Here is a 20016-nt window from a genome sequence, read left to right on the forward strand (position 1 = left end):
GCGCGCCCGCGCCGCCCCCGCCCGCGCGCGCCCCCGGCCCCGGCGCGGGCGGCCCCCCCCCCCCGCCCGCCCCCGCCCGCGTCCGGCTCACGGGCACAGCGGGTCGCCCGCGGATCGCAGGCTCCGCACCGCACGGGCCACCCGCTCGGACCGGACCTTCGCCGCCACCTTCCGGCACCAGTCGATCTCGTCGGCGAGTTCCATGCGCCCGAGCGTCAGCGTGTCCCCGGTGCCCCGCGGTGCCGCACCCACGCGGTTCGCCTGCAGCGCGAGTGAGAGCAGGACGGCCTCAACGGCGGCGTCCAGATCCGCTCCCGGTGGCATGGCGGCGGACAGCACGCGTTCGGCCTCGTCCCGGTCGGACGGGGAGAGGTGCCGGTCCAACGCCAGAACGCCGTCGTGGATCTCGATCACGTAGCGGTAGAGGACGAGGTCAGGTTCCGACCGGAGCTTCCGTGGCAACGGAAGCACCGTCGCGGGCGTCGCCGCCTTCACCATGCTCCACAGGGGACGGATCGCACGCGCCTGCCGCCAGGCCCGTCGGCGCCGGATCAGTTCGGAGAGCGAAGGCCACGTCATCCCCACGATCATCAGGAGGACACAGACGGCCAACAGCACCTGGGTCGTGGCCACCGCGAGCGCGGGTTCGAGGTTCGGCCACCCCAGCGTGCCGGCCAGCAGGTACACCGAGCGCTGGACGACGTAGAGCAATCCGGCCAGCTTGGCCAGCCCGACGAGCGTCATGAAGGTTCGCGAAGACCCGGGCATCGCGTGCCGACCGTACTGCCAGCACAGTCTGGTCCCGATCACACAGCCGATGGAGATGTATCCGAGGAAGATCGCCCAGTAGGCGTCCGTCAGCGGCTGGCCCACGTTGGCCGTCAGCAGGTCCGCCTCGCCGTCCGGGCGCGGCATCGCCGCGAAGGTGCCGGTGAGACCGAGTACCGAACCTGCCAGGAAGGCCCAGCGGAGCGGGGAGAGCCGACCGGAGGCCTCGGTGGCCTCCCGGACGAACTCGAAGAAGGCCGTCACAGCGCAGAGGGCCAGGATGTGAACGAGGAGGTTGGTGATGCTCCGGACCCCGATGGCCGCGTCGATCACCCTCCGGACGGCGGGCACGCCGATCACGAACGAGACGGCGAACATCGCCCACATCGACCAGAGCACCCGATCGCGCCGGTCAGCCGACGCCAGGCCCCTGGCCTTCCACAGGGCGATCAGCGAGATCGACGGGACGACGATCAGGTCGAACAGCCTCATGACGACCTTCCGATCCCCGAGCGGGTGAAGGCGTCGATGACCCGCCTGAGCGTGTTCGCGTCCTCGGTCGGCGCGGTCGCCGCGGTCAGCGGTGCGACGTTGAAGTGCTGCCACATCATGGACGCCAGCAGTTCGGCTTCCTTCTCCTGCCGGTCGGCCGCTCCGGATTGACTGCGGGCGAGCAGCCTCACCGCCATGGCCGGGTCCAGGTCGGGGAAGAGCTGAGCCAGCATCTCGGGCGCGGCACCGGACGGCTGCCGGTGGTCGAGCAGCATGTGCGCCAGTTCGTGCAGGATGATGTGGGTCTGGTGGACGCCACTGGCGACGGGCGCGTAGTAGACGTGGTCCACCGCCCCGAACGCCACCCACAGGCCGCACACCCCGGCGTCCGCCGGTCGGGGCATCGGGAGCAGCCGGAGCGGACGGCCTCGCAGCGCGGCTACGGCCTCACACAGGTCGTCGAGGCGGAACGGCCTCGGAAGATCGAAGCGCCGGAGCAACTCCGCGAACCTGCCTGCCTGCTGCTGGCATTCATCGACGTCCATGCCCGTTCCCCCCGGATCCGACGAGCTGACCCGCCGTCAGCCGTGATCATTATGGCGGACCGTTCTGGCACGGACGTACGAACTCTGGTCACCCCCGCTTCGCGGGTTCCTCTTCTTCGGCCCCGCGCTCCGTTGCGCCACCCTGCTCGACGAGCGACCGTACGATGTCCAGGCCCTGGCTGGACATCGTGGCCACGTCGGCGGCACGGAGGGCCACCGACCGCACGTCGTTCGCGCGCATGGCGGAGATCAGCGACAGCTGGGCGGAGACCCTGGCGGCGACGTCGTCGTCGATGAAGTAGGCCTGCGGCACGCCGAAGAAGTCACCCAGCGCCCGCAGGGTCGACACCGTGGGGTTCGACGCCTTGCCCTTGACCAGCGCCCACAGGCGTCCGACCGAGAGCTTCGGCGCGTTGGGGCCGCTCTGCCGGATTCCGTCCACGACCTCCTGCAGCGTGAACCGTCGACCCAGCGGCTGCACGTACTCGAACAGGTACTCCACGCGTCGTCCCAGCAGCTCCGCCTCGGGGTCCGCCTCATGCGCGGCGTCCTCCCCGGAGAGCGGTTCCTTCTCGTCGTCCATCGCGTTCCCACCCCTGTTCGAAGTCGGTCGAGCTTATCCCTCCCATGTGGTGGCAATGTACCCATCTCGCCACGAGTTCCGCCGGACGGTCCGGGTGCGGTGCCGGTTCGGCCGGGCAGCGTACGGGGTGGCAGGCTTGGCGGCCATGGGAGCGAACGAGGGCACGCCGACGCTGCTGGTGGTGGACGGCGCGAACGTGGTCGGGTCGGTACCCGACGGCTGGTGGCGGGACCGGCGGGGCGCCGCCGAGCGGCTGCGGGACGGGCTGGTCGTCGTCGCCGCGCGGGGGCTGGCGGAGTACCCGGGCCCGCTGGAGGTGGTGCTGGTCGTGGAGGGCGCGGCGCGGGGCGTCACCGGACTGCCCGAGGTGCGGGTGGTCGAGGCGGACGGCAGCGGGGACGACCGGATCGTGGAGGTGGTCCGGGCGGCCCGTGCCGAACACCCGGACCGGACCTGCGTGGTGGTCACCGCCGACCGTGGACTGCGCGCCCGCGTCGGTGCGCTGGGCGCGGCCGTGACCGGGCCGCGCAGCGTGCGGCCCTGATCACTCCCAGGGCCAGGCGACGGTGCGGCCGCGTTCCAGCAGCGGGACGAGCGCGAACGACGCGTCGCCGAGGCCGCCGAAGGTGTAGCGGTGCGGGCCCGGGGCGTTGTGGCCGGTGACGTACCCGGCGAGGTTCCAGGTGTAGACCGGGACCTCTTCCGGGACGGGTGCGAAGACGTCGCCCGACGGCCCGTGGGCCTGCTCGTCGGTCACCACGACGACCCGGTCGTGGTCCCGGTAGTGCGCGCGGACCGCGGCGGCCGTGCGGGTGCCGCCGAGGTTGCGGAAGCGCCGCAGGGTCTGCAGCACCGACGGCTCCGGTGTGATCACGCCGCTGCCGGAGCCGAACTGGACCAGGTCGGCCCGCTCGGCCCGTAGGGCCAGTGCCGTGCCGAAGACGGCGGCGGTGTCGGCCCGGTTGAGCTTGGTGCGGGCGGACGGCCGGTCGAACATCGAGCCCGAGCGGTCCACCAGCACCAGGGTCCGGCCGGGCAGCGCCGGGACGCCGGCCAGCGAGTGGCCGAGGGCGGTCTCCAGGGCGTCGGCCCAGCGCGGCGCGCCGGCCGCCCGGTGGGCGGCCAGGAAGCGGAACGGGAACTGCCGGGAGCGCCGCACCTCCTCCGGGTCGGCGATCCGGCGGGCCGCCTCCGCGGCCACCTCGTCGGACACTCCGGCCTCGTCGAAGTTGCGCAGGTTGCGGACCAGCGCCATCGGCCCCATCGAGGGGATGACGGCCTCCCAGGCGGCGGCGTCCAGCGGGCCCTGCAGCCAGCCGGCCAGGGCCTCCCAGGTCATCCCGGCCGCCGCGAGGCGGTCCGCCCCGCCGGGCTCGGTGACCAGCGCGCGGCGGTCGTCCGCCGGGACGGCGAGCAGGGCGTGGTGGGCGCTCAGCAGGCGCTCGTCGGCCGGCGGCACGGCCCGGTCGGGGCGGTGCCGCCGGTCCAGGGCGTGCCGGAACAGCGCACCCTGCCAGGGTTTGGCCGGGTCGGGCGCGGGGTGGGTGAGTTCCAGGACGTCACCGAAGCGGAAGCGGTGCGAGGGGGTGTCGTACTTCAGCAGGGCGCGGCCGGTGTAGAGCCGGCGGACGGCGTCGCCGATGCCCCGGCGCAGCGGCTGGGGCAGCCGGCGGCCGTACCGGGCGGTCCAGTGCTCCAGCAACTCCCCCGGTTCGTCCGGCCGTTGGAGCACCGCGTCGACGGCCTGCCGGGAGAAGCCGGCGCAACCGGCCGCGGCCCGGGCGTGGACGAACTCGACGGCACCGACGACCGCGGCGGTCCGGATCCGGGCCTCGGCGCGCAGCCAGCGCAGCAGCCCGAGGGTCCACTGCGGGTCGCTCACGGCGTGCTCGCGGATCAGCCCGAGGTAGCGCTCGTCGCGTTCGGCGGCTCCCTCGTAGAAGCTGCCCTGCCCGTACAGGTGGGAGACGGCGAGCAGGAACAGCTCCGACTTCGGCTCCCGGACGTACCCGGCCCCGCCCTGGTGGTTGGTGACCGCCCCGCGCCGCCCGGGCCGGCCACCCGGGGCGGCGGCCCGGAGCGAGAGGACCGGAGGCGGCGGCAGCCGCAGGTGGGCGACCTCGGGTACCGGCCAGAGGCCGTCGGTGGCGAGCGGGGAGGACACCCCGCGCCTGGTGAGTCCCGGTAGTTCTCGCTGGATCTCGGCCCTGGTGGCGGCCTTGGTCCGTTGGCGGTTGAACCGGGTCATGCAGAGGTCCCCCTGGTGGGTGGTCGGGCTGGGGCGGGGTGCGGCGGTCGGCGGTGTGCGTCGGGGTGCCGCGGTCGGCGGTGTACGGCGCCGTGCGGCGGTCGGTGGTTCGGGGTGCGGTGCGGGCGCACGCGCGGACGGGCGCGAGCCGACACGGGCACACGCCGAAGCGGGCGCCTCCCGGGATCGGAAGTGGCACCGGTGGCACTTGTGTTGCTGTCAGAGGAAGTAACCGGGGCCGGGCGCATCGGGAGGCGCCGTCCCGGACGCTACCGGGCCGAGTGGCGGTCCGTCATCCGATTTGGTTCGGCGACTTCGCCGCGGGGATTTCGGACCGTACGGGAACCGATCGCGGGGCCCGTCCGACTGCTGGGAGGTGAGTGCGAAATCGCCGGGTGTCCGGCCGTCGAGTGTGCTGGCGGGGTTCGCCCTGCTGCTGGTGGTGGTGTTCGTGGTGGCCTACGGGGTGGGCCGGCAGGTGGGGCCGGTGTCGCCCGGCCTGCGGCCGGGCAGCGGGGGCGGGGCGTCGCCGGGAATGGACGGGCACGGCATGGGCGGGATGCGGTGAGCGCCGTCGCGGAGCCCGCGGCCCTGGTCTCCACCGACCTGGCGGTCGGCGGGATGACCTGCGCGGCGTGCGTGGGCCGGGTGGAGAAGCGGCTGGGCCGGATCGACGGGGTGACGGCCGGGGTGAACCTGGCGACCGGCCGGGCCCGGGTGCTGCACCCGGCCGGGGTGCCGGTCGCCGAGCTGGTGGCGGCGGTCGAACGGGCCGGGTACACCGCCGAGCCGGTGCCCGAGGGGGTGCCGGTCGGGGCGGTGGCGGCGGAGGAGCCGGACGAGCGCCTGCGGCTGCTGGTGACCGCGCTGCTCGCCGTCCCGGTGCTGGTGCTGTCGATGGTGCCCGCGCTGCAGTTCACCGCCTGGCAGTGGGTGTGCTTCGGACTGGCCGTCCCGGTGGTCACCTGGGGTTCGGCCGCGTTCCACCGGCGGGCGTGGCAGGGGCTGCGGCACGCGGCGGCGACCATGGACACCCTGGTCAGCCTGGGGGTGGTGGCCTCCTTCGGGTGGTCGGCGTACGCGCTGGTGTTCGGCGGGGCCGGGGATCCGGGCATGCGGATGCCGTTCTCGCTGACCGCGGACGGCGGTGGCGCGGCGCACGTGTACCTGGAGGCGGCGGTCGGGGTGCCGCTGTTCGTGCTGGCCGGGCGGCTGCTGGAGGGCCGGGTACGGCGGCGCAGCGGTTCCGCGCTGCGGGCGCTGGCCGAGCTGGGCGCCAAGCAGGTGTGCCTGCGCGGGGCGGACGGCGAGGAGCGTCTGGTGCCGGCCGAACTGCTGCTGCCCGGGCAGGAGTTCGTGGTGCGCCCGGGTGAGCGGGTGGCCACCGACGGGGTGGTGGTGGAGGGCGGTTCGGCGCTCGACCTGAGCCTGCTGACCGGGGAGAGCGTGCCGGTCGAGGTCGGCCCCGGGGACCGGGTGGCGGGCTCGACGGTGAACGTCGGCGGCGCGCTGGTGGTCCGGGCGACGGCCGTCGGCGCGGACACCCGGCTGGCCCGGATCACCGCCCTGGTGGCGGACGCGCAGGCCGGCAAGGCCCGGGCGCAGCGGCTGGCGGACGCGGTGGCCGGGGTGTTCGTGCCCTGCGTGCTGACGGTCGCGGCCTCCGTGCTGGGCTTCTGGCTGGGCGCGGGCGCGGCCCCGCAGGCGGCGGTGACGGCGGCCGTCGCGGTGCTGGTGGTGGCCTGCCCGTGCGCGCTCGGCCTCGCGACGCCGACGGCGCTGCTGGCGGCGACCGGGCGGGGCGCGGAGCTGGGCGTGCTGGTGCGCGGCCCGGAGGTGCTGGAGAGCCTGCGCCGGGTGGACACCGTGGTGATGGACAAGACCGGGACGCTGACGACCGGCCGGATGGAGCTGGCCGAGGTGACCGCCGCCGGCGGCGCCGGGCCCGACCGGACCGACGCGTCCGACGGCGCCGGGACGCGGGAGGCGCTGCGGCTCGCGGGCGCGGTCGAGCACCGCTCCGAGCACCCGATCGGGCGGGCCGTCGCGGCGGCGGCCCGGGAACGCTGCGGCACCCTGCCGCCGGTGGACGGCTTCGCGGCCGTCGCCGGGCTCGGGGTGTCCGGAACGGTCGAGGGCCGGGCCGTCCGGGTGGTCCGTCCGGACGGCGCCGTGCTGCCGCCGGTGCTGGCCGAGGCCGTGGCACGGGCCGGGGACGCGGGCCGTACGGCCGTCGCGGTCGAGCTGGACGGGGAACCGGCGGCCGTGCTGGCGGTCGGCGACACGCTGCGCCCCGGCAGTTGGCGGGCGCTGCACCGGCTGCGCGGGATGGGCCTGGACACCGTCCTGCTGACCGGGGACGGCCCGGGCGCCGCCCGGGCGGTGGCGCAGGAGCTGGGCATCGAGCGGGTGCACGACTCGGCCTCGCCGGAGCGCAAGGCCGAGGTGGTGGCCGACCTGCGCGCCGCCGGGCGGACGGTGGCGGTGGTCGGCGACGGCGTCAACGACGCGGTCGCCCTGGCCTCGGCCGACCTCGGGGTGGCGCTGGCCTCGGGCAGCGACGCCGCGATCGGCGCGGCCGGGCTGACCCTGGTGCGCGGTGACGTCGAGGCGGTGGTGGACGCCGTACGGCTGGCGCGCCGGACCCTCGCGACGATCCGGGCCAACCTGCTGTGGGCCTTCGGGTACAACCTGGTGCTGATCCCGCTGGCCGCGGTCGGGCTGCTCAACCCGATGCTGGCGGCGGTCGCGATGTCGCTCAGCTCGCTGCTCGTGGTGGGCAACAGCCTGCGGCTGCGCACCTGGCAGCCCGGCCGGGGCGCCCCGGGGCGCGGCACGGGCTTCGACGGCCGGAAGGGCGGGCGGCGGTGAGCGTGTTCGAACGGCTGAAGGTCGCCGGCCCACCGGTCGCCGCGGCGGCGCTGGCGCTGGTCCTGCTCACCGGCTGGACGGCGGTCGGCGGGGCCGGCCGAACCCGCCCGGTGGAGGCCGCACCGGGCTGGGTGCTGCTGCCGGCGGCGGGCGCCGCCCCGGCCACGGCGGCCTTCTTCACGATCCGCAACCCGGGCGACGTACCGGACGAACTCATCGGCGCCGAATGGGAGTTCGGCGGGAAGGTCACCTTGAAGCGGCACCTCCACCAGGGCGCGGCGGGCCGCTGGGAGCCGGCCCCGGCGCTGCCCGTCCCGGGCCGCGGCGAACTGGTGATGTCCCCGGAGGACGCGGACCTGATGATCGCCGACCCGCCGCCGCTGCGGGCCGGCCAGTGGGTGGGGTTCACCCTCACCTTCCGCCACAGCCCCGAACTCCGGCTCAGCGCCCGGGTGCTGGCGGCAGCGGACCGGCCGCGCTGAGCCGCGGCGTTCAGGGCACGACGTTCAGTACGCGGCGACCGGCCCGGTCGGCGGTGCCGTGGCCACCCCCGGCGACGTCTCCGGGACGGCCCCGGCCGGATCGCCGAGCGCGCCCAGCGTCTCCGCGACCGGGCGGCGGGGCGTGGCCGCGCCGGGCGTGCCGTAGCCGATCCGCAGCACCAGCTGGACGTGGCCCGGCCCCTCGTCCGGGTCGCGCAGCGCCCAGCGGGTGTCCGGCCACTCGACGGCCTGGTGCCAGACCGTCAACCGCACACCGTGCACGGTGGCCAGCAGCCAGACCCGCTGCAGCGCCTGGCCGGTGCGCAGCCAGTCCAGCGGGCCGTCACCCGGGGTGGTGAGGGTGCACAGCTGCGGCAGCGCCTCGAAACGGCGGGAGGGCTGCGCGGGCCCCTGCGGCGGCCGCCCGGCGAACTCGCGCATCGGCACCCGGGCGTCGTGGTCCTGCGGGCCGAGCGCGGACCGCGGGATGCCGTCGACGGAGGCGGCGCCGTCCGGCCGCAGCCAGGCCCGGGACTCGGCGGTCCGGGCCGGGTCGGCGGCGTTGCGGCGCTCGGCCTCCGCGGTCAGGGCCAGCACCCTCCGCACGCCGTCCTCCTCCAGGGCGGCCAGCGTCACGCCCTCCTCGCGGGCGGCGGTGATCAGCTCGCCGAGCACGGCCTCGGGCACGTCGCGCTGGGCGAAGGGCTCGCGGCTGGAGTGCCGGGCGGCCACGGCGGGGTAGAGGTCCCGGCCGAAGGGGGCGCTCGCGCGGGCCGGGCTCGCCGGGGGGAGGTCGAGCACGGCGAGCAGGGCCGGCTCGGCGGCGTCCGGGAGGAGCCGGACCACCGGCTCGCGGCCGAGCCGGCCGGCGGCCACCCGCAGGTTGAACACGGCCGCGCCCACCGCGACGTGCCGGGCGGCCCCGACCGGGTCGGCCAGCGGCACGGCCCGGCCGGGGTCGGCGTACACGGCGAGCCCGTGCCCGTCCGGCGTCGGCGCGAAGCGCCACGGCTGGCTGTTGTGCAGCGACGGCGCCGCCCCGCCGGCGGCGGCGAGCAGCCGCAGGTCCGCCGGGGTGAGCGTCGGGGTCGGTGCCGGGGTGCGCGTCATGACGATCCACTCCTTCGCCGGAGAGCGGTCCACTCGCGCGACCGCGTGGTCCTCACTACCTCCGAGCCTGCGCGCCCGGCCCGGGCGGGCGACAGGGCCGGACGGCTCCCGCCCGCCGGGGCCTTGGTCACCTCACCCGTGCGGGACGACCGCGACCGGCGCCCCGGCGTGGTGCAGCACCGCGTGCGCGACCCGGCCGAGCCGGGGGCCGACGTCGATCGGGCGGCGGCGCCGGCCGATCACCACCAGCGAGGCCCCGGCGGAGGCCTCGACCAGCGCGCGGGCCTCGCCCAGCCGGACCTCCTCGACCACGTCCACGCCCGGGTACTGCTCGCGCGGCCCGGCCAGGGCGAGCGAGAGCAGCTTGGTCTCCAGCGCCTCCAACTGGCCGATCTCGCCCGCCGGGACGGCCCCGCCCGCGTAGCCGAACAGCGGCGGGAGCTCCCAGCCGTGCACCGCCCGGAGCCGGGCGCCGCGCAGGACCGCCTCGTGGAAGGCGAAGTCGAGCACCTCCTCCTCCGGGTCGTGCGCGTCGACGCCGACCACCACCTCGGCCGTGCCCGGCGCGCTCTCCCCGGTGTCGCGCACCACGACCACCGGCACGGCGCTGCGGCCGGCCACCGACCGGCTGACCGAACCGAGCAGCAGTCCGGTGAAGCCGCCGCGGCCGCGCGAGCCGAGCACCAGCAGCCCCGCGTCCGCGGCGGCGGCGACCAGGCCGTCGACCGGCGCGTCCAGTACCGCGTCGGTCCGCACGTCCAGCTCCGGGTGGCGCCCGCGGATGTCCTCGGCCGCCTCGGCCAGGGTCCGCTGGACGGCGTCCGGCAGGTCGTCCGGCTCGGCGAAGGTGGACACGCCGTCGGTCAGCCACGGCCAGGCGTGCACCAGCCGCAGGGTCCCGCCGCGGCGCACCGCCTCCTCGGCGGCCCAGTGGGCGGCGGCGGCGCTCTGCGGCGACCCGTCGACCCCGGCCAGCACGGTCGACGTCAGCTCGCTTCGCTCGGTCATGAGCGTTCCTCCACGGTGTCGGCACTCGGTGGTTCGGCGCTGGCGGCGGGGTGTCCTGACGCCCCGTCCGCTCCTCCCCCACCCTGGCAGCCGCGTCCGGCGCCGCGACAGAGGCCGCAGGACCCTCGGCGACGGGACGAAAGGCCCGCCCGCGGAGCCTACGACCGACCCCGCCGTACACTCCGGCGACACCCTGCCACTACCGTGAACAGGGCAATCCCGCTGGTCGGACGCCGACCGGGCCGGGTCGGGGGCGGGGGCCCGCCGGGGCGGGACACGAGCGGGACGACGAGGAGGACGACGGTGGGCGGAGCGGACGGCGGCGCGCGGATGCCCCGGCTGCGCCTGGACGAGCTGCTGGAGGAACTCCAGTGGCGGATCGACGCGGCGCGCGGGACGCAGAACCGGGTGCACAGCCTGCTGGAGGCGGTGCTCGCGGTCGGGCGTGAGCTGGACCTGGCGCAGGCGCTGCACCGGATCGTCGAGGCGGCCGCGGACCTGGTGGACGCCCGGTACGGGGCGCTGGGGGTGATCGGGCCGGACGGGCACTCGCTGTCGCAGTTCCTGACCGTGGGTCTGACCGACGAGGAGATGGCCGAGATCGGCCCGCCGCCGTCCGGCCGGGGCATCCTCGGGGAGCTGATCCGCGAGCCGCAGCCGTTGCGCTGCCCGGTGCTGTCGGACCACCCGGCCTCGGCCGGCTTCCCGGCGAACCACCCGCCGATGCACACCTTCCTCGGGGTGCCGGTGCGGGTGCACGGCGAGGTGTTCGGCAACCTCTACCTGACCGACAAGCGCGGCGGGCTGGACTTCGACGAGGACGACGAGGCGGTGATCGCCACCCTGGCGGTCGCGGCCGGGGTGGCGATCGACAACGCCCGGCTGTACGAGGAGGCGCAGCTGCGCCAGCGCTGGCTGCGGGCGAGCACCGAGATCACCCGCAGTCTGCTGTCCGGCGCGCCGCGGCTGGAGGTCGTCGAGCTGATCGCCCGGCGGGCCCGGGAGATATCCGGCGCCGAGCTGGCGGACGTCTCGGTGGCGCTGGCGGGGCCGGAGGAGCGGGCCGAGGAGCTGGCCGTGGAGGTCGCGCTGGGCGGCGCGCCGTCGGCGCGGCTGGGGGTGACGGTGCCGGTGGACGGCACGCTGTCCGGTGCCGCGTACGCCTCCGGTTCGCCGGTCACCAGTGACGAGCTGGCCGGCGACGCCCGGTTCCCGGCCGGTCCGGCGGGCCGTTTCGACGGGCTGGGTGCGGCGGTGGCGGTGCCGCTGGGCACCGGTGCCGGGTACGGGCGGGGTGTGCTGCTGCTGGCCCGGGCGCAGGGGCAGCCGGCCTTCGGGCCGGAGGAGACGGGCCCGCTGCTGGGCTTCGCCGATCAGGCCGCGCTGGCCCTGGAGCTGGCCGAACGGCGGCGTGACGCCGAGCAGTTGAACCTGTTGGAGGACCGCGACCGGATCGCCCGGGACCTGCACGACCTGGCGATCCAGCGGCTGTTCGCGACCGGTATGACGCTGCAGAGCGCGGGCCGGCTGATCGAGAGTCCGGCCGCTGCGGACCGGGTGGCCCGGGCGGTGGCGGACCTGGACGAGACCATCAAGATCATCCGCTCGACCATCTTCGGCCTCCGCGCCCACAGCGAGCCCGACCGCGGGCTGCGCGCCCGGGCGACCAGGGCGGTCACCGAGGCGCAGGGCACGCTCGGCTTCGCGCCCCGGCTGAGCATGGAGGGCCTGCTGGACACCGACGTGCCGCCGGAACTGGCCGAGCACGTGGTCGCCGTCCTCGCCGAGGCGCTCAGCAACGCCGCCCGGCACGCGCACGCCTCCCGGGTCGAGGTGACGCTGCGCGCCCTCGCCGGGCGGGTGGTGCTCACCGTCGCCGACGACGGCGTGGGGGTGCCCGAGGGCGGGCGGCGCAGCGGTTTGCGCAACCTCGCCGAGCGGGCCGAGCGGGTCGGCGGGTCCTTCACGGTCGGCCCGGCGGAGGGCGGCGGCACCCGGCTGTCCTGGGAGGCTCCGGTCGGATCCTGAGGCCCGCCCCGGTGGCCGAGGCCCGCCCCGGCGGCGGGGCTGGGGAAGCCGGCCGGGCGTCCCGGGCGGAAACCCGGGAGCCGTCCGGCCACCGGGTGGAGGCCGGACGGCGCAGGGTCAGGCCCGCAGGGCGCCCGGGCCGTCGTCCGGGATCCAGGACCCGTGGAGGCCCGCGCTCACCCGGTGCGGCAGGTGGACGGTGGCCACCTGGTCGAGGCCGGCGGCGTCCAGGACGACGAGCTGGGAGGCGTCCTGCTTGAGGTCCGTCACGACGGTGAGCAGGTAGCCGTCGTCCTCGCCGGTGGCGTCGGCGGCCGGGACGAACAGGGCCTCGCTGGGCATCCGGGCGTCGCCGATCCGGCGGATGCGACGGGCGCCGGTGACCCGGTCGTACTTGACGACGCCGTAGCTGCCCTGACCCGTCTCGTCGGGGAAGGAGACGGCGTACTGGTAGCGGTTCTCGGCGCCCAGGTACTCCTCGTTGAGGGTCGGGAACTCCACCGGCAGGTCGTCGATGATCCGCTCGTCGACGGTGCCGGCCACCGGGTCGATGACCCAACGGCGGGTGTAGGAACGGGAGACGGGTTCGCTGCCGCGCCCCGGCGCCCCGGTCCACCAGTTCCAGGACAGGGCGAAGCCCTCGCGGTCGACGGTCGGGCCCTCCAGGACGATCCGGCCGCGCGCGTCCTCGTAGGCGTTGGAGACGTGCAGCATGTTGCCCGGCTCGATGGAGAACCACCGGATGTTCCGGGCGCCGTCCGCGCCGCGCGGCATCACGCCGATCCGGGACGGCTGCTCGTCCTTCCAGCCGTACGGGATCCCCGAGTGCTCGGTGGGGTCGAAGGTGACGGAACCCTCGACGAACACCACGTGGCCGCGGGTGATCGCGAAGTCGTGCTTGAGCGAGGCGCTCGCCCCGGGCACCTCCACGCTGTCGACGATCCGGCCCTTGGCGTCGGCGACGTGGTAGGTGAGGAACGGCGGGACGGGCGAGGAGCCGAAGAAGTGCAGCTCGCCGGTGACGGGGTCGACCTTGGGGTGGGCGGTCATCGCGGTGCGCAGCTTCCCGCCGAAGTCGTAGGCCCCGACGGTCTCCAGTTCGGGCGTCAGCTCGAAGGGGAGGTTGGCCTCGCACAGCGCCAGCAGGCGCCCGCCGTGCTCGATGACGTGGGTACCGGCGGCGCTGGCGGTCAGGTCCGGGCCGTGCTCCGTCATGTACGGGGCGCCGTCCAGGGCGGGGGTGCGCACCCAGCGGTTGCGGTACCACTCGGCGCGTCCGTCGCGCAGGCGCAGGCCGTAGACCATGCCGCTGCCCTTGAACCAGTGCGTCGGCGTGACACCGGGCTTCGGGTTGTGGCTGTTACGGACGAGCCGGCCGGTGAGCTCGGGGGGCAGGGTGCCCTCGACGGTCAGCCCGGTGGCGGTGACCTCGTCGACGACGGGGGTGTAGTGGCCGGTCAGGTAAGGCTTCTGGGCCGTCATGGCGGCTTCCTCTCGATGGATGTGACGGTTGTCCGGACGGGTTCCGGGCAGTGGGGTGCGGGTCGGCGGGGTGCGGTGCGAGCCGGTGAGGTCGGCCGGGTCAGGCGGCGGTCCGTCCGACCCGGGGTTCGCGGTGATCGGGCAGCGACGGGGCGGCGTCCGCGACCGCTTTCCCGCCGGCGCACCGGACGAGCAGCGGCGCGAGCAGCGCGGTGGCCGTCAGCACGGCGGCCGAGACCGCGAAGGCGGCGCGGTAGCCGGCGGTGAGCGCCTCCGGGTGGGACCCGTGAACGGCCGCGTGGGCGGTGACGGACCCGGCGAGGGTGGTCAGGACGGCCAGGCCGATCGCGCCGCCCACCTGGCGGGTGGTGTTGACCAGTCCGCCGGCCAGCCCGGCGTCCCGGGGCGGGACGCCCTCCACGGCCAGCGCGGTGAGCTGGACGAAGGCGGTGCCGAGGCCCAGGCCGATCAGGAGGCTGGGGCCGAGGACGTCGGTGGCGTAGCTGCCCTCGGCGCCGATCCGGGACAGCCACAGCAGGCCGGCGGCCTCGGTGAGCAGCGCGGCGGCCGCGGTCGTGGTGGCGCCGAACCGCCGGGCGATCCGCGGCGCCAGCGAGGCGCCGAGCATGTTGGCCCCGGCGAGCGGGAGTTGACTCGCCCCGGTGGCGAGCGGCCCCGATCCGAGGACCTGCTGCTGGTAGAGCGGCAGGAAGAAGAACAGGGCGATCCACACGGAGCCCAGCAGGGCCATCAGGAGGTTGCCGGTGGCCACCCGCCCGGTGGTGAGCAGTCTCGGCGGTATCAGCGCGTTCGGCCGGCGGCGCTCGATCACGGCGAAGGCCACGAGCAGGACGCCCGCGGCGGCCAGCGCGCCCACGACCCGGCCGTCGCCCCAGCCCTCGCTCCGTGCGGTGGTCAGGCCCCAGACCAGGCAGGTCAGGGCGAGTGTCCCGGTGAGGGTGCCGGCCAGGTCGAACCGCCCTGCGCCCCGGTCGGCCGCCGGTCCGGCGTCCGCCGGCACGAGGACGACCACGGCGGCGAGGACCAGCGCCGACCCGAGGGCGACCGCGTGGAAGATCCAGGACCAGCCCCACGCCTCGGTGAGCACCCCGCCCAGCAGCACGCCACCCGCGCCGCCCGCGCCGGAGACCGCGCCCCACACCCCCAGGGCCCGGCCGCGCCCCGGCCCGGACGGGTCCTGCGCCAGGGCGAGGGCGAGCGCGGCCGGGGCGATCGCCGCCGCGGCGAGGCCCTGGAGGGCCCGGGCGGTGATCAGCACCTCCGGGGTGGCGGCCAGTCCCGCCGCCAGCGAGGCGGCCGCGAACAGCCCGACCCCGGCGATCAGCACCCGGCGGCGTCCGAGCAGGTCCGCCGCCCGTCCGCCGGCCGGCAGCAGCGCGCCGAACGCCAGGCCGTACGCGTTGACCACCCAGGTGACCGCGCCGTCCGACAGCCCGGTCCCGGCGCGGATCTGGGGCAGTGCGACGTTCACGATCGAGGTGGCGAGCATGACCGTGAACTGGGCTGCGGCGAGTGCCGCGAGCGCCGCTCCCGGTCGCGGGGAACGGCCGGTCGCCGACCCCTTCGGTGTCCGTACGAGGTTCATGCCGCACAGCTTCCGGGCGGGCGCTGTCCACCTGCCAGGGCTGACGGGGACGGGCACTGTCCACCGCTGTCCACACCTGTCCACCGCGCCGTCGGGCACGGCCGGCGGCACGCCCGGCCCGGTGCCCGGCCCCGGGCCCCGCGTGCCGGGCCCCGGGCCCCGTGTGCCTAGTCGGCGCCGTGCAGCTCGCGCTGCCAGAGCGCTTCGCAGAGCAGGTCCAGGCCCTGGCGCAGGTGTCGCCGGTAGGTCCCGTACGGGAGGCCCATCCGGCGGGCGGCCGCCTCCTGGGTGGGCGCGCCGGAGAAGTAACCCGCTGTCAGGGCCTCCCGGGCGCGCGCGCCGCGCGGGTCCCGGGCGAGATCGTCCACGGCCTCGCGCAGCAGCGCCCGCAGGTCCTCGACGGGATCGGCCGAGTCGGCCGCCAGCCGGGCCCGCAGCAGCGCGCAGGCGGCGAACGCCCCGGGGTCGCGCCAGTGCGCCAGGGCCTCCCGCACGGCCTGCTCGAAGGCGCTGCGGGAGACCGCCGACGGCGCCTCCTGCACGGGCACGGCCGTGGCCGAGATGAAGTGCCGCAGCCAGGTCTCGACGGGGACGTGACGCCAGTCGACCCCGAACACGCCGTAGGTGCGATCGCCGACCCGCGGCCGCGCGCCGGTGTCGGTGAGGCTGCCCCTGACCCGCTCGGCCCACGCGTCGGCGTCCTGCCAGACCGCGAAGCCGTAGGCACGGGCGCGGGCCCGGGCGGACTCGGCCTGGGCGCGGGAACTGCTCAGGTCGATGACCCGGGAGGGCACCTGGTACCGCTCGGGGTAGACCGTGAAGCGGCTGATGCCGATGTGCTCGCCGGGGCGCACCGGCGCGGTGGCCTCGGTGTACGCCCACGCCGCGGCCACGACCGGGTCGGCGGCCACGTCCTCGGGGTCGGCGGGGGCGGGCAGGGCGAGGCGGGCGGTGAACGCCACCACGCGGCCGGTGCTCACCAGGCGGTAGACGCTGAAGGCCTGCGGCTGACGCCGCGCCCAGTAGCGGACCAGCTCGGCCGAGGCCGGGCCCTCGGTCTGCTCGGCCATGCGCAGCACCACGTCGAGGTCGTCCGGCTGCAGCGGCCGGTCGTGCACCTCGTCCTCGCGGGACCAGGTGCGCAGGCGGGCCACGATCTCGCCCTCCCGGAACAGGTAGAAGAGCTCGTCGGTGACGGTCCAGACCTGCTCCTCGGGTGCCTCCCGGAGCAGGCGCAGGTACTCCTCGGCGAGGCGTTGGCGCATCGCGACGAAGGCGTTGGGGGCGCGCCAGCGCAGGTCGGCGGCCAGGGTCTCGCGGGCGGCGTCGTGCGGGTGGAGCCCGCGGTGGGTGGACTCCATGAAGGGCAGTCCCCGCAGCCAGCCGAACAGCTGGTGGGCGTCCTCCTCGGGCAGCACCGAGGCGAGGAGTTCCTCGGAGGTCGAGTAGGCCTGCGCCGCCAGCTCCAGCGCGCGACGGTGGGCGGCCGTCGGCACCTCGCCGATCAGGCCGGAGAGCAGGGTGCGCAGGACGTCGGCCGAGGGCGCCCAGACGTCCTCGCGGCTCCAGTCCGACGCCCTGGCGGCGGCCGCGAGCGACAGCGCCAGCGGGTTGCCCCCGGCGAAGCGCAGCACCCGCTCACGCAGCTGCGGCAGGACCTGCGCCGCGGCCAGCAGGCTCCGCGCCTGCTCCGCGGAGAACGGCTGCAGTTCACGGACCTGCAGCAGCCCGGCCCAGGCGGGATCGGCGGTCCACTGAGGCTGCGGTGCCAGCCGGCCCGCCAGGACGACCAGGGTGTCGTCGGCGGCGCGGGGCAGGAAACGTTGCCACAGCCAGGTCTCCAGCCACTGGCAGTGCTCGAAGGAGTCGACGAACAGGACCGTCCCGGGCACCTCCAGGAACGGCGCGGCGGCCCGTTCGAAGTCGGCCGGGTCCCGGCTCACGAAGCGGCCGTCCAGCTCCAGCAGCGGTCGGCCCGTCGCCCGGGCGCGGTCCGCCATCCGTCGCAGCAGCGTCGACTTGCCGATGCCGCCGGGGCCGACCACGTGGAACACGAACGGGGACTGCGGATCGCCGGCCAGGGCGCGCGCGAAGCCTTCCAGTTCGTCGTCGCGGCCGATGAAGGCCTGGACCCGTGCGTTGCTCAGTCTCTCCTGGACGGACGCCATGACGGCTCCCTTCTCCGTGTGTCGGTGCCGGACCTGTGGGTGTCCGTCGGGTTTCACGAGTCGAGGCCCGGATTCCGGTCATCCGCGCGGCCGGGTGTCGGGCCTGCCGGGCGTCGGGCCGCTCCGGGCGTCAGACCTGGCCGGGTACGCCGTCGTGGCCGGGTACGCCGTCGTGGCCGGGTACGCCGTGGTGGACGGGGGTGAAGTCCAGCGGCAGGGCGACGGGGCCGCGGGTGTACAGGCCGGTCTCCCGGTAGCGGGAGCCGGGGCTGTGCCGGACCCGGTCGAACAGCGGGAGCAGCAGCGCCGCGACGGTCTCGATCTCGGCGCGGGCGAAGGCGGCGCCGACGCACTGGTGGAGTCCGGTGCCGAAGGCCAGGTGCCGGGCAGCGGCGGTGAACGAACGGGCGGTGCCCAGGTCCGGCCGGTGGAGGTCGAACACGTCCGGGGCCGTGAAGGCCTCGGGGTCGCGGTTGGCCGCACCGGTCATGCAGAAGACGGTGGCGCCCGCGGGGACGACGGTGCCGGAGAGTTCGGTGTCGTGCTGCGCCAGGCGGGGCACCAGCTGGACGGGCGGGGTGAGGCGCAGGGTCTCGGCGACGGCGGCGGACAGCAGGGCCGGGTCCCGGCGGACCTGCGCGAGCTGCTCCGGGTGGTCGATCAGGTGCCGGAAGAGCAGGCCGAGGGTCTTGTCGGCGGGCTCGACGGCGGCCACCAGGACGTTGACGACCAGCGCGGTGACGTCACGGGTGGTCATGGCGACGCCGTCGAACTCGGCCGTGCACAGCGTCGATATCAGGTCGGTGCCCGGGTGCCGGCGGCGCTGCTCGATGACCGGGACGAGGTGGGCCTCCAGCTCCAGGGCGAGTGCGAGGCAGTGCCGGCGGCGTTCGTCGGTCAGACCGACGCTCGTGATGAACTCACCGACCCCGGCCAGCCAGGCGGCGACCCGGGGCCGGTCCTCCTTGTCCAGGCCGAGGACGTCCAGCATCACCTGGACGGCGAAGGGCTTGCCGAAGTCGTTGACGAGGTCGATCCGTCCGGTGGGCAGGAAGGGGGTGACCAGTTCGGCGGCGTTGGCGCGGATCGTCCGCACCTGGTCCTGCAGCGCCGGTCCGGTGAAGGACCGCACGACGATCTTCCGCTTGGCGGTGTGCTCCGCTCCGGTCATCCGGGCGAGGACGGGCCCGCGCATCACGGGCTCGGCGCGCTGCTGCAACGTCTCGGTGGTGAACGCCTCGTGATCCTCCAGCACCCGCCGGACGTCCCGGTAGCGGGAGACGAAGTAGGCCTCCACCGTCGGCTCGTGGTGCACCGGCGCGTGCTCCCGCAGCCACCCGAAGTACCGCTCGGGTGCGGCGTCGAACTCCTCGGACAGGACGCTGAAGCGCGCTTCGGCCATGGGCGGCGGACCTCTCGGGGTGCGGGAGCACCGCGGTGACGAGGTGCCGGTTCCTGCGTCGGGGCGGCCGACGAGGTCATCGCCGGAGCGGGTCGGCGCCCGCCCCTGACGATTGTCGTGCGCACTATAACCCGACGCTCCGGGCGCCCCGGAGGCACTGCTTCCGCACCAAGGACCGTTCGTACCAGCCGAGTTTCCGCACCGCGGGCGGCCGGGCGCACCGTGGGCGGCCGGGCGCACCGTGGGCGGCCGGGCCGGAGCCGACTCGGTGGAGTTCGTGGACCGCCTCGGGCTCGACCACGAGGTGGCCCAGGACGGCCGGCGCCGGTCCGTCGTCCCGCTCGGGGCGAAGCCGGGCCCGCTCGGGGCGAGGACGGCTCCGGTCGGGGCGAGGCCGGGCCCGCTCAGGTCCGGAAGGACAGCAGGCGGTAGCGCGGGTCCGGGCGCGGTGCGTCCTGGCCGGGCAGGGCGGCCGGCGCCCGGACGGTGGCCGTCACGTCGGCCGGGTCGGCGCACCACGGGAGGCGGCCGCGCTCGACCGCCTCCCGCCAGGCACGCGGGCTGCGGCCCTGCCCGAGGCCGGTGAATCCGGTCCCGCCCGCGGGGCGCAGGCCCAGGGCGGCCGCCTGCCCCGTCAGCCGGTCGGCATCGTCGGTCGTCCGCGGCGCGTGCCGACGGCGCAGGGGCGCGGTGAGTTCGGCGAGGTCGCTCGGTTCGGCGAAGCGGCGGCGTCCTTGTCGACGGTGGTGATCAGCACCCCGCCGGGGCGCAGCACTCGGCGGGCCTCCGCCAGGACCGGTCCGGCCGCCGGGAGCAGGTGGAGCAGCCGGACCAGCACCACGGCGTCCGCACTGCCGGTCCGGACCGGCAGCCGGGTGGCGTCCGCGCGGGCCGCCGCGCCCGGGAGGCGCCGCGCCGCGAGCCGCAGCATCCCGGGCGAACGGTCGATCCCGAGGACGGCGCGGCCGGGTCGCCGCAGCCGGGCGGTGACGATGCCGGTGCCGCAGGCCACGTCCAGCAGTGTTCGGACGCCCTGCGGCAGCAGTCGTTCGACGGCCGTCGCGGCGGCGGCCGCCCGGGGTTCACCGCCGCGCGAGGCGTCGTACGCCCGTGCCTCGGTGTCGTAGTCGAGCAGGTGGCGCCCCCTTCCGTGCGGTAGTGAAGCGAACCGGCGGACGCCGGGGCAAGCCCTCCGCTTGTGTTCGGCCCGGCGGGCGGTGCGG

General features: G+C 76.0%; 15 protein-coding genes and 1 pseudogene. 5 read left to right on the plus strand and 11 right to left on the minus strand.

The window, feature by feature from the left end; all coding sequences use genetic code 11:
* Positions 1-87 precede the first annotated feature (87 nt).
* From ACFV0O_RS23260 to ACFV0O_RS23270, 3 genes are all read right to left on the minus strand, one after another.
* Positions 88-1260: an MAB_1171c family putative transporter gene (locus ACFV0O_RS23260; RefSeq protein WP_380344890.1), complete on the minus strand. Its 1173-nt coding sequence runs from the start codon at positions 1258-1260 to the stop codon at positions 88-90.
* Positions 1257-1805, minus strand: coding sequence for a hypothetical protein (locus tag ACFV0O_RS23265; RefSeq protein WP_380344891.1), 549 nt, complete (start codon positions 1803-1805; stop codon positions 1257-1259). The genes ACFV0O_RS23260 and ACFV0O_RS23265 overlap by 4 nt, the downstream gene beginning before the upstream one ends.
* Positions 1806-1893: 88 nt before the next feature.
* Positions 1894-2388 (minus strand): hypothetical protein, encoded by a 495-nt coding sequence (locus ACFV0O_RS23270; RefSeq protein ID WP_380344893.1) that lies wholly within the window; start codon positions 2386-2388, stop codon positions 1894-1896.
* A gap of 145 nt (positions 2389-2533) precedes the next feature.
* On the opposite strand from ACFV0O_RS23270, the gene ACFV0O_RS23275 reads away from it, so the two are divergent.
* Positions 2534-2932 (plus strand): NTP pyrophosphohydrolase, encoded by a 399-nt coding sequence (locus tag ACFV0O_RS23275; protein ID WP_380344895.1) that lies wholly within the window; start codon positions 2534-2536, stop codon positions 2930-2932.
* Here the strand turns inward: ACFV0O_RS23275 and ACFV0O_RS23280 are convergent, their stop codons facing one another.
* The gene (locus ACFV0O_RS23280) at positions 2933-4636 is read right to left on the minus strand and encodes a TROVE domain-containing protein (protein WP_380344897.1); all 1704 of its coding nucleotides are present in this window, start codon (positions 4634-4636) and stop codon (positions 2933-2935) included.
* Between the two features lie 376 nt (positions 4637-5012).
* Between ACFV0O_RS23280 and ACFV0O_RS23285 the strand changes: the two genes are divergently transcribed.
* The 3 genes from ACFV0O_RS23285 to ACFV0O_RS23295 are packed head-to-tail and all read left to right on the plus strand — an operon-like array spanning position 5013 to position 7989.
* Positions 5013-5204, plus strand: a complete 192-nt coding sequence (locus ACFV0O_RS23285; RefSeq protein WP_380344899.1) for a hypothetical protein — start codon at positions 5013-5015, stop codon at positions 5202-5204.
* A complete protein-coding gene (locus ACFV0O_RS23290; protein ID WP_380344901.1) occupies positions 5201-7507 on the plus strand; it encodes a heavy metal translocating P-type ATPase in 2307 nt (768 codons plus the stop codon). Before ACFV0O_RS23285 ends, ACFV0O_RS23290 begins: the two co-directional genes overlap by 4 nt.
* Complete coding sequence (locus ACFV0O_RS23295; protein WP_380344902.1) at positions 7504-7989, plus strand: copper chaperone PCu(A)C; 486 nt, start codon at positions 7504-7506, stop codon at positions 7987-7989. Before ACFV0O_RS23290 ends, ACFV0O_RS23295 begins: the two co-directional genes overlap by 4 nt.
* A 24-nt stretch (positions 7990-8013) precedes the next feature.
* Here ACFV0O_RS23295 and ACFV0O_RS23300 read toward each other — a convergent pair whose 3' ends face one another.
* Entirely contained in the window at positions 8014-9099 is a 1086-nt protein-coding gene (locus ACFV0O_RS23300) for an Acg family FMN-binding oxidoreductase (protein ID WP_380344904.1), read from the minus strand.
* A 132-nt stretch (positions 9100-9231) separates the two neighbouring features.
* Positions 9232-10107 (minus strand): universal stress protein, encoded by an 876-nt coding sequence (locus tag ACFV0O_RS23305; protein ID WP_380344905.1) that lies wholly within the window; start codon positions 10105-10107, stop codon positions 9232-9234.
* Between the two features lie 330 nt (positions 10108-10437).
* On the opposite strand from ACFV0O_RS23305, the gene ACFV0O_RS23310 reads away from it, so the two are divergent.
* Complete coding sequence (locus ACFV0O_RS23310) at positions 10438-12135, plus strand: GAF domain-containing protein (RefSeq protein WP_380344998.1); 1698 nt, start codon at positions 10438-10440, stop codon at positions 12133-12135.
* A 117-nt stretch (positions 12136-12252) separates the two neighbouring features.
* Here the strand turns inward: ACFV0O_RS23310 and ACFV0O_RS23315 are convergent, their stop codons facing one another.
* The 5 genes and pseudogenes from ACFV0O_RS23315 to ACFV0O_RS23335 all read right to left on the minus strand — a co-directional run bounded on the left by ACFV0O_RS23315 (position 12253) and on the right by ACFV0O_RS23335 (position 19928).
* On the minus strand, positions 12253-13617 hold the full coding sequence (locus ACFV0O_RS23315) for a carotenoid oxygenase family protein (RefSeq protein WP_380344907.1): 1365 nt from the start codon (positions 13615-13617) through the stop codon (positions 12253-12255).
* 100 nt (positions 13618-13717) lie between these two features.
* Positions 13718-15223 carry an MFS transporter gene (locus ACFV0O_RS23320; RefSeq protein ID WP_380344909.1) on the minus strand — a complete coding sequence of 502 codons (1506 nt, stop codon included), beginning with the start codon at positions 15221-15223 and terminating at the stop codon, positions 13718-13720.
* Between the two features lie 167 nt (positions 15224-15390).
* The gene (locus tag ACFV0O_RS23325; RefSeq protein WP_380344910.1) at positions 15391-17391 is read right to left on the minus strand and encodes an ATP-binding protein; all 2001 of its coding nucleotides are present in this window, start codon (positions 17389-17391) and stop codon (positions 15391-15393) included.
* Between the two features lie 130 nt (positions 17392-17521).
* On the minus strand, positions 17522-18793 hold the full coding sequence (locus ACFV0O_RS23330; protein WP_380344912.1) for a cytochrome P450: 1272 nt from the start codon (positions 18791-18793) through the stop codon (positions 17522-17524).
* Between the two features lie 404 nt (positions 18794-19197).
* Positions 19198-19928 (minus strand): annotated as a pseudogene (locus ACFV0O_RS23335) (class I SAM-dependent methyltransferase).
* Between the last annotated feature and the right edge of the window lie 88 nt (positions 19929-20016).

It is taken from the genome of Kitasatospora sp. NPDC059577 (assembly GCF_042735475.1).
Lineage (GTDB): Bacteria > Actinomycetota > Actinomycetes > Streptomycetales > Streptomycetaceae > Kitasatospora.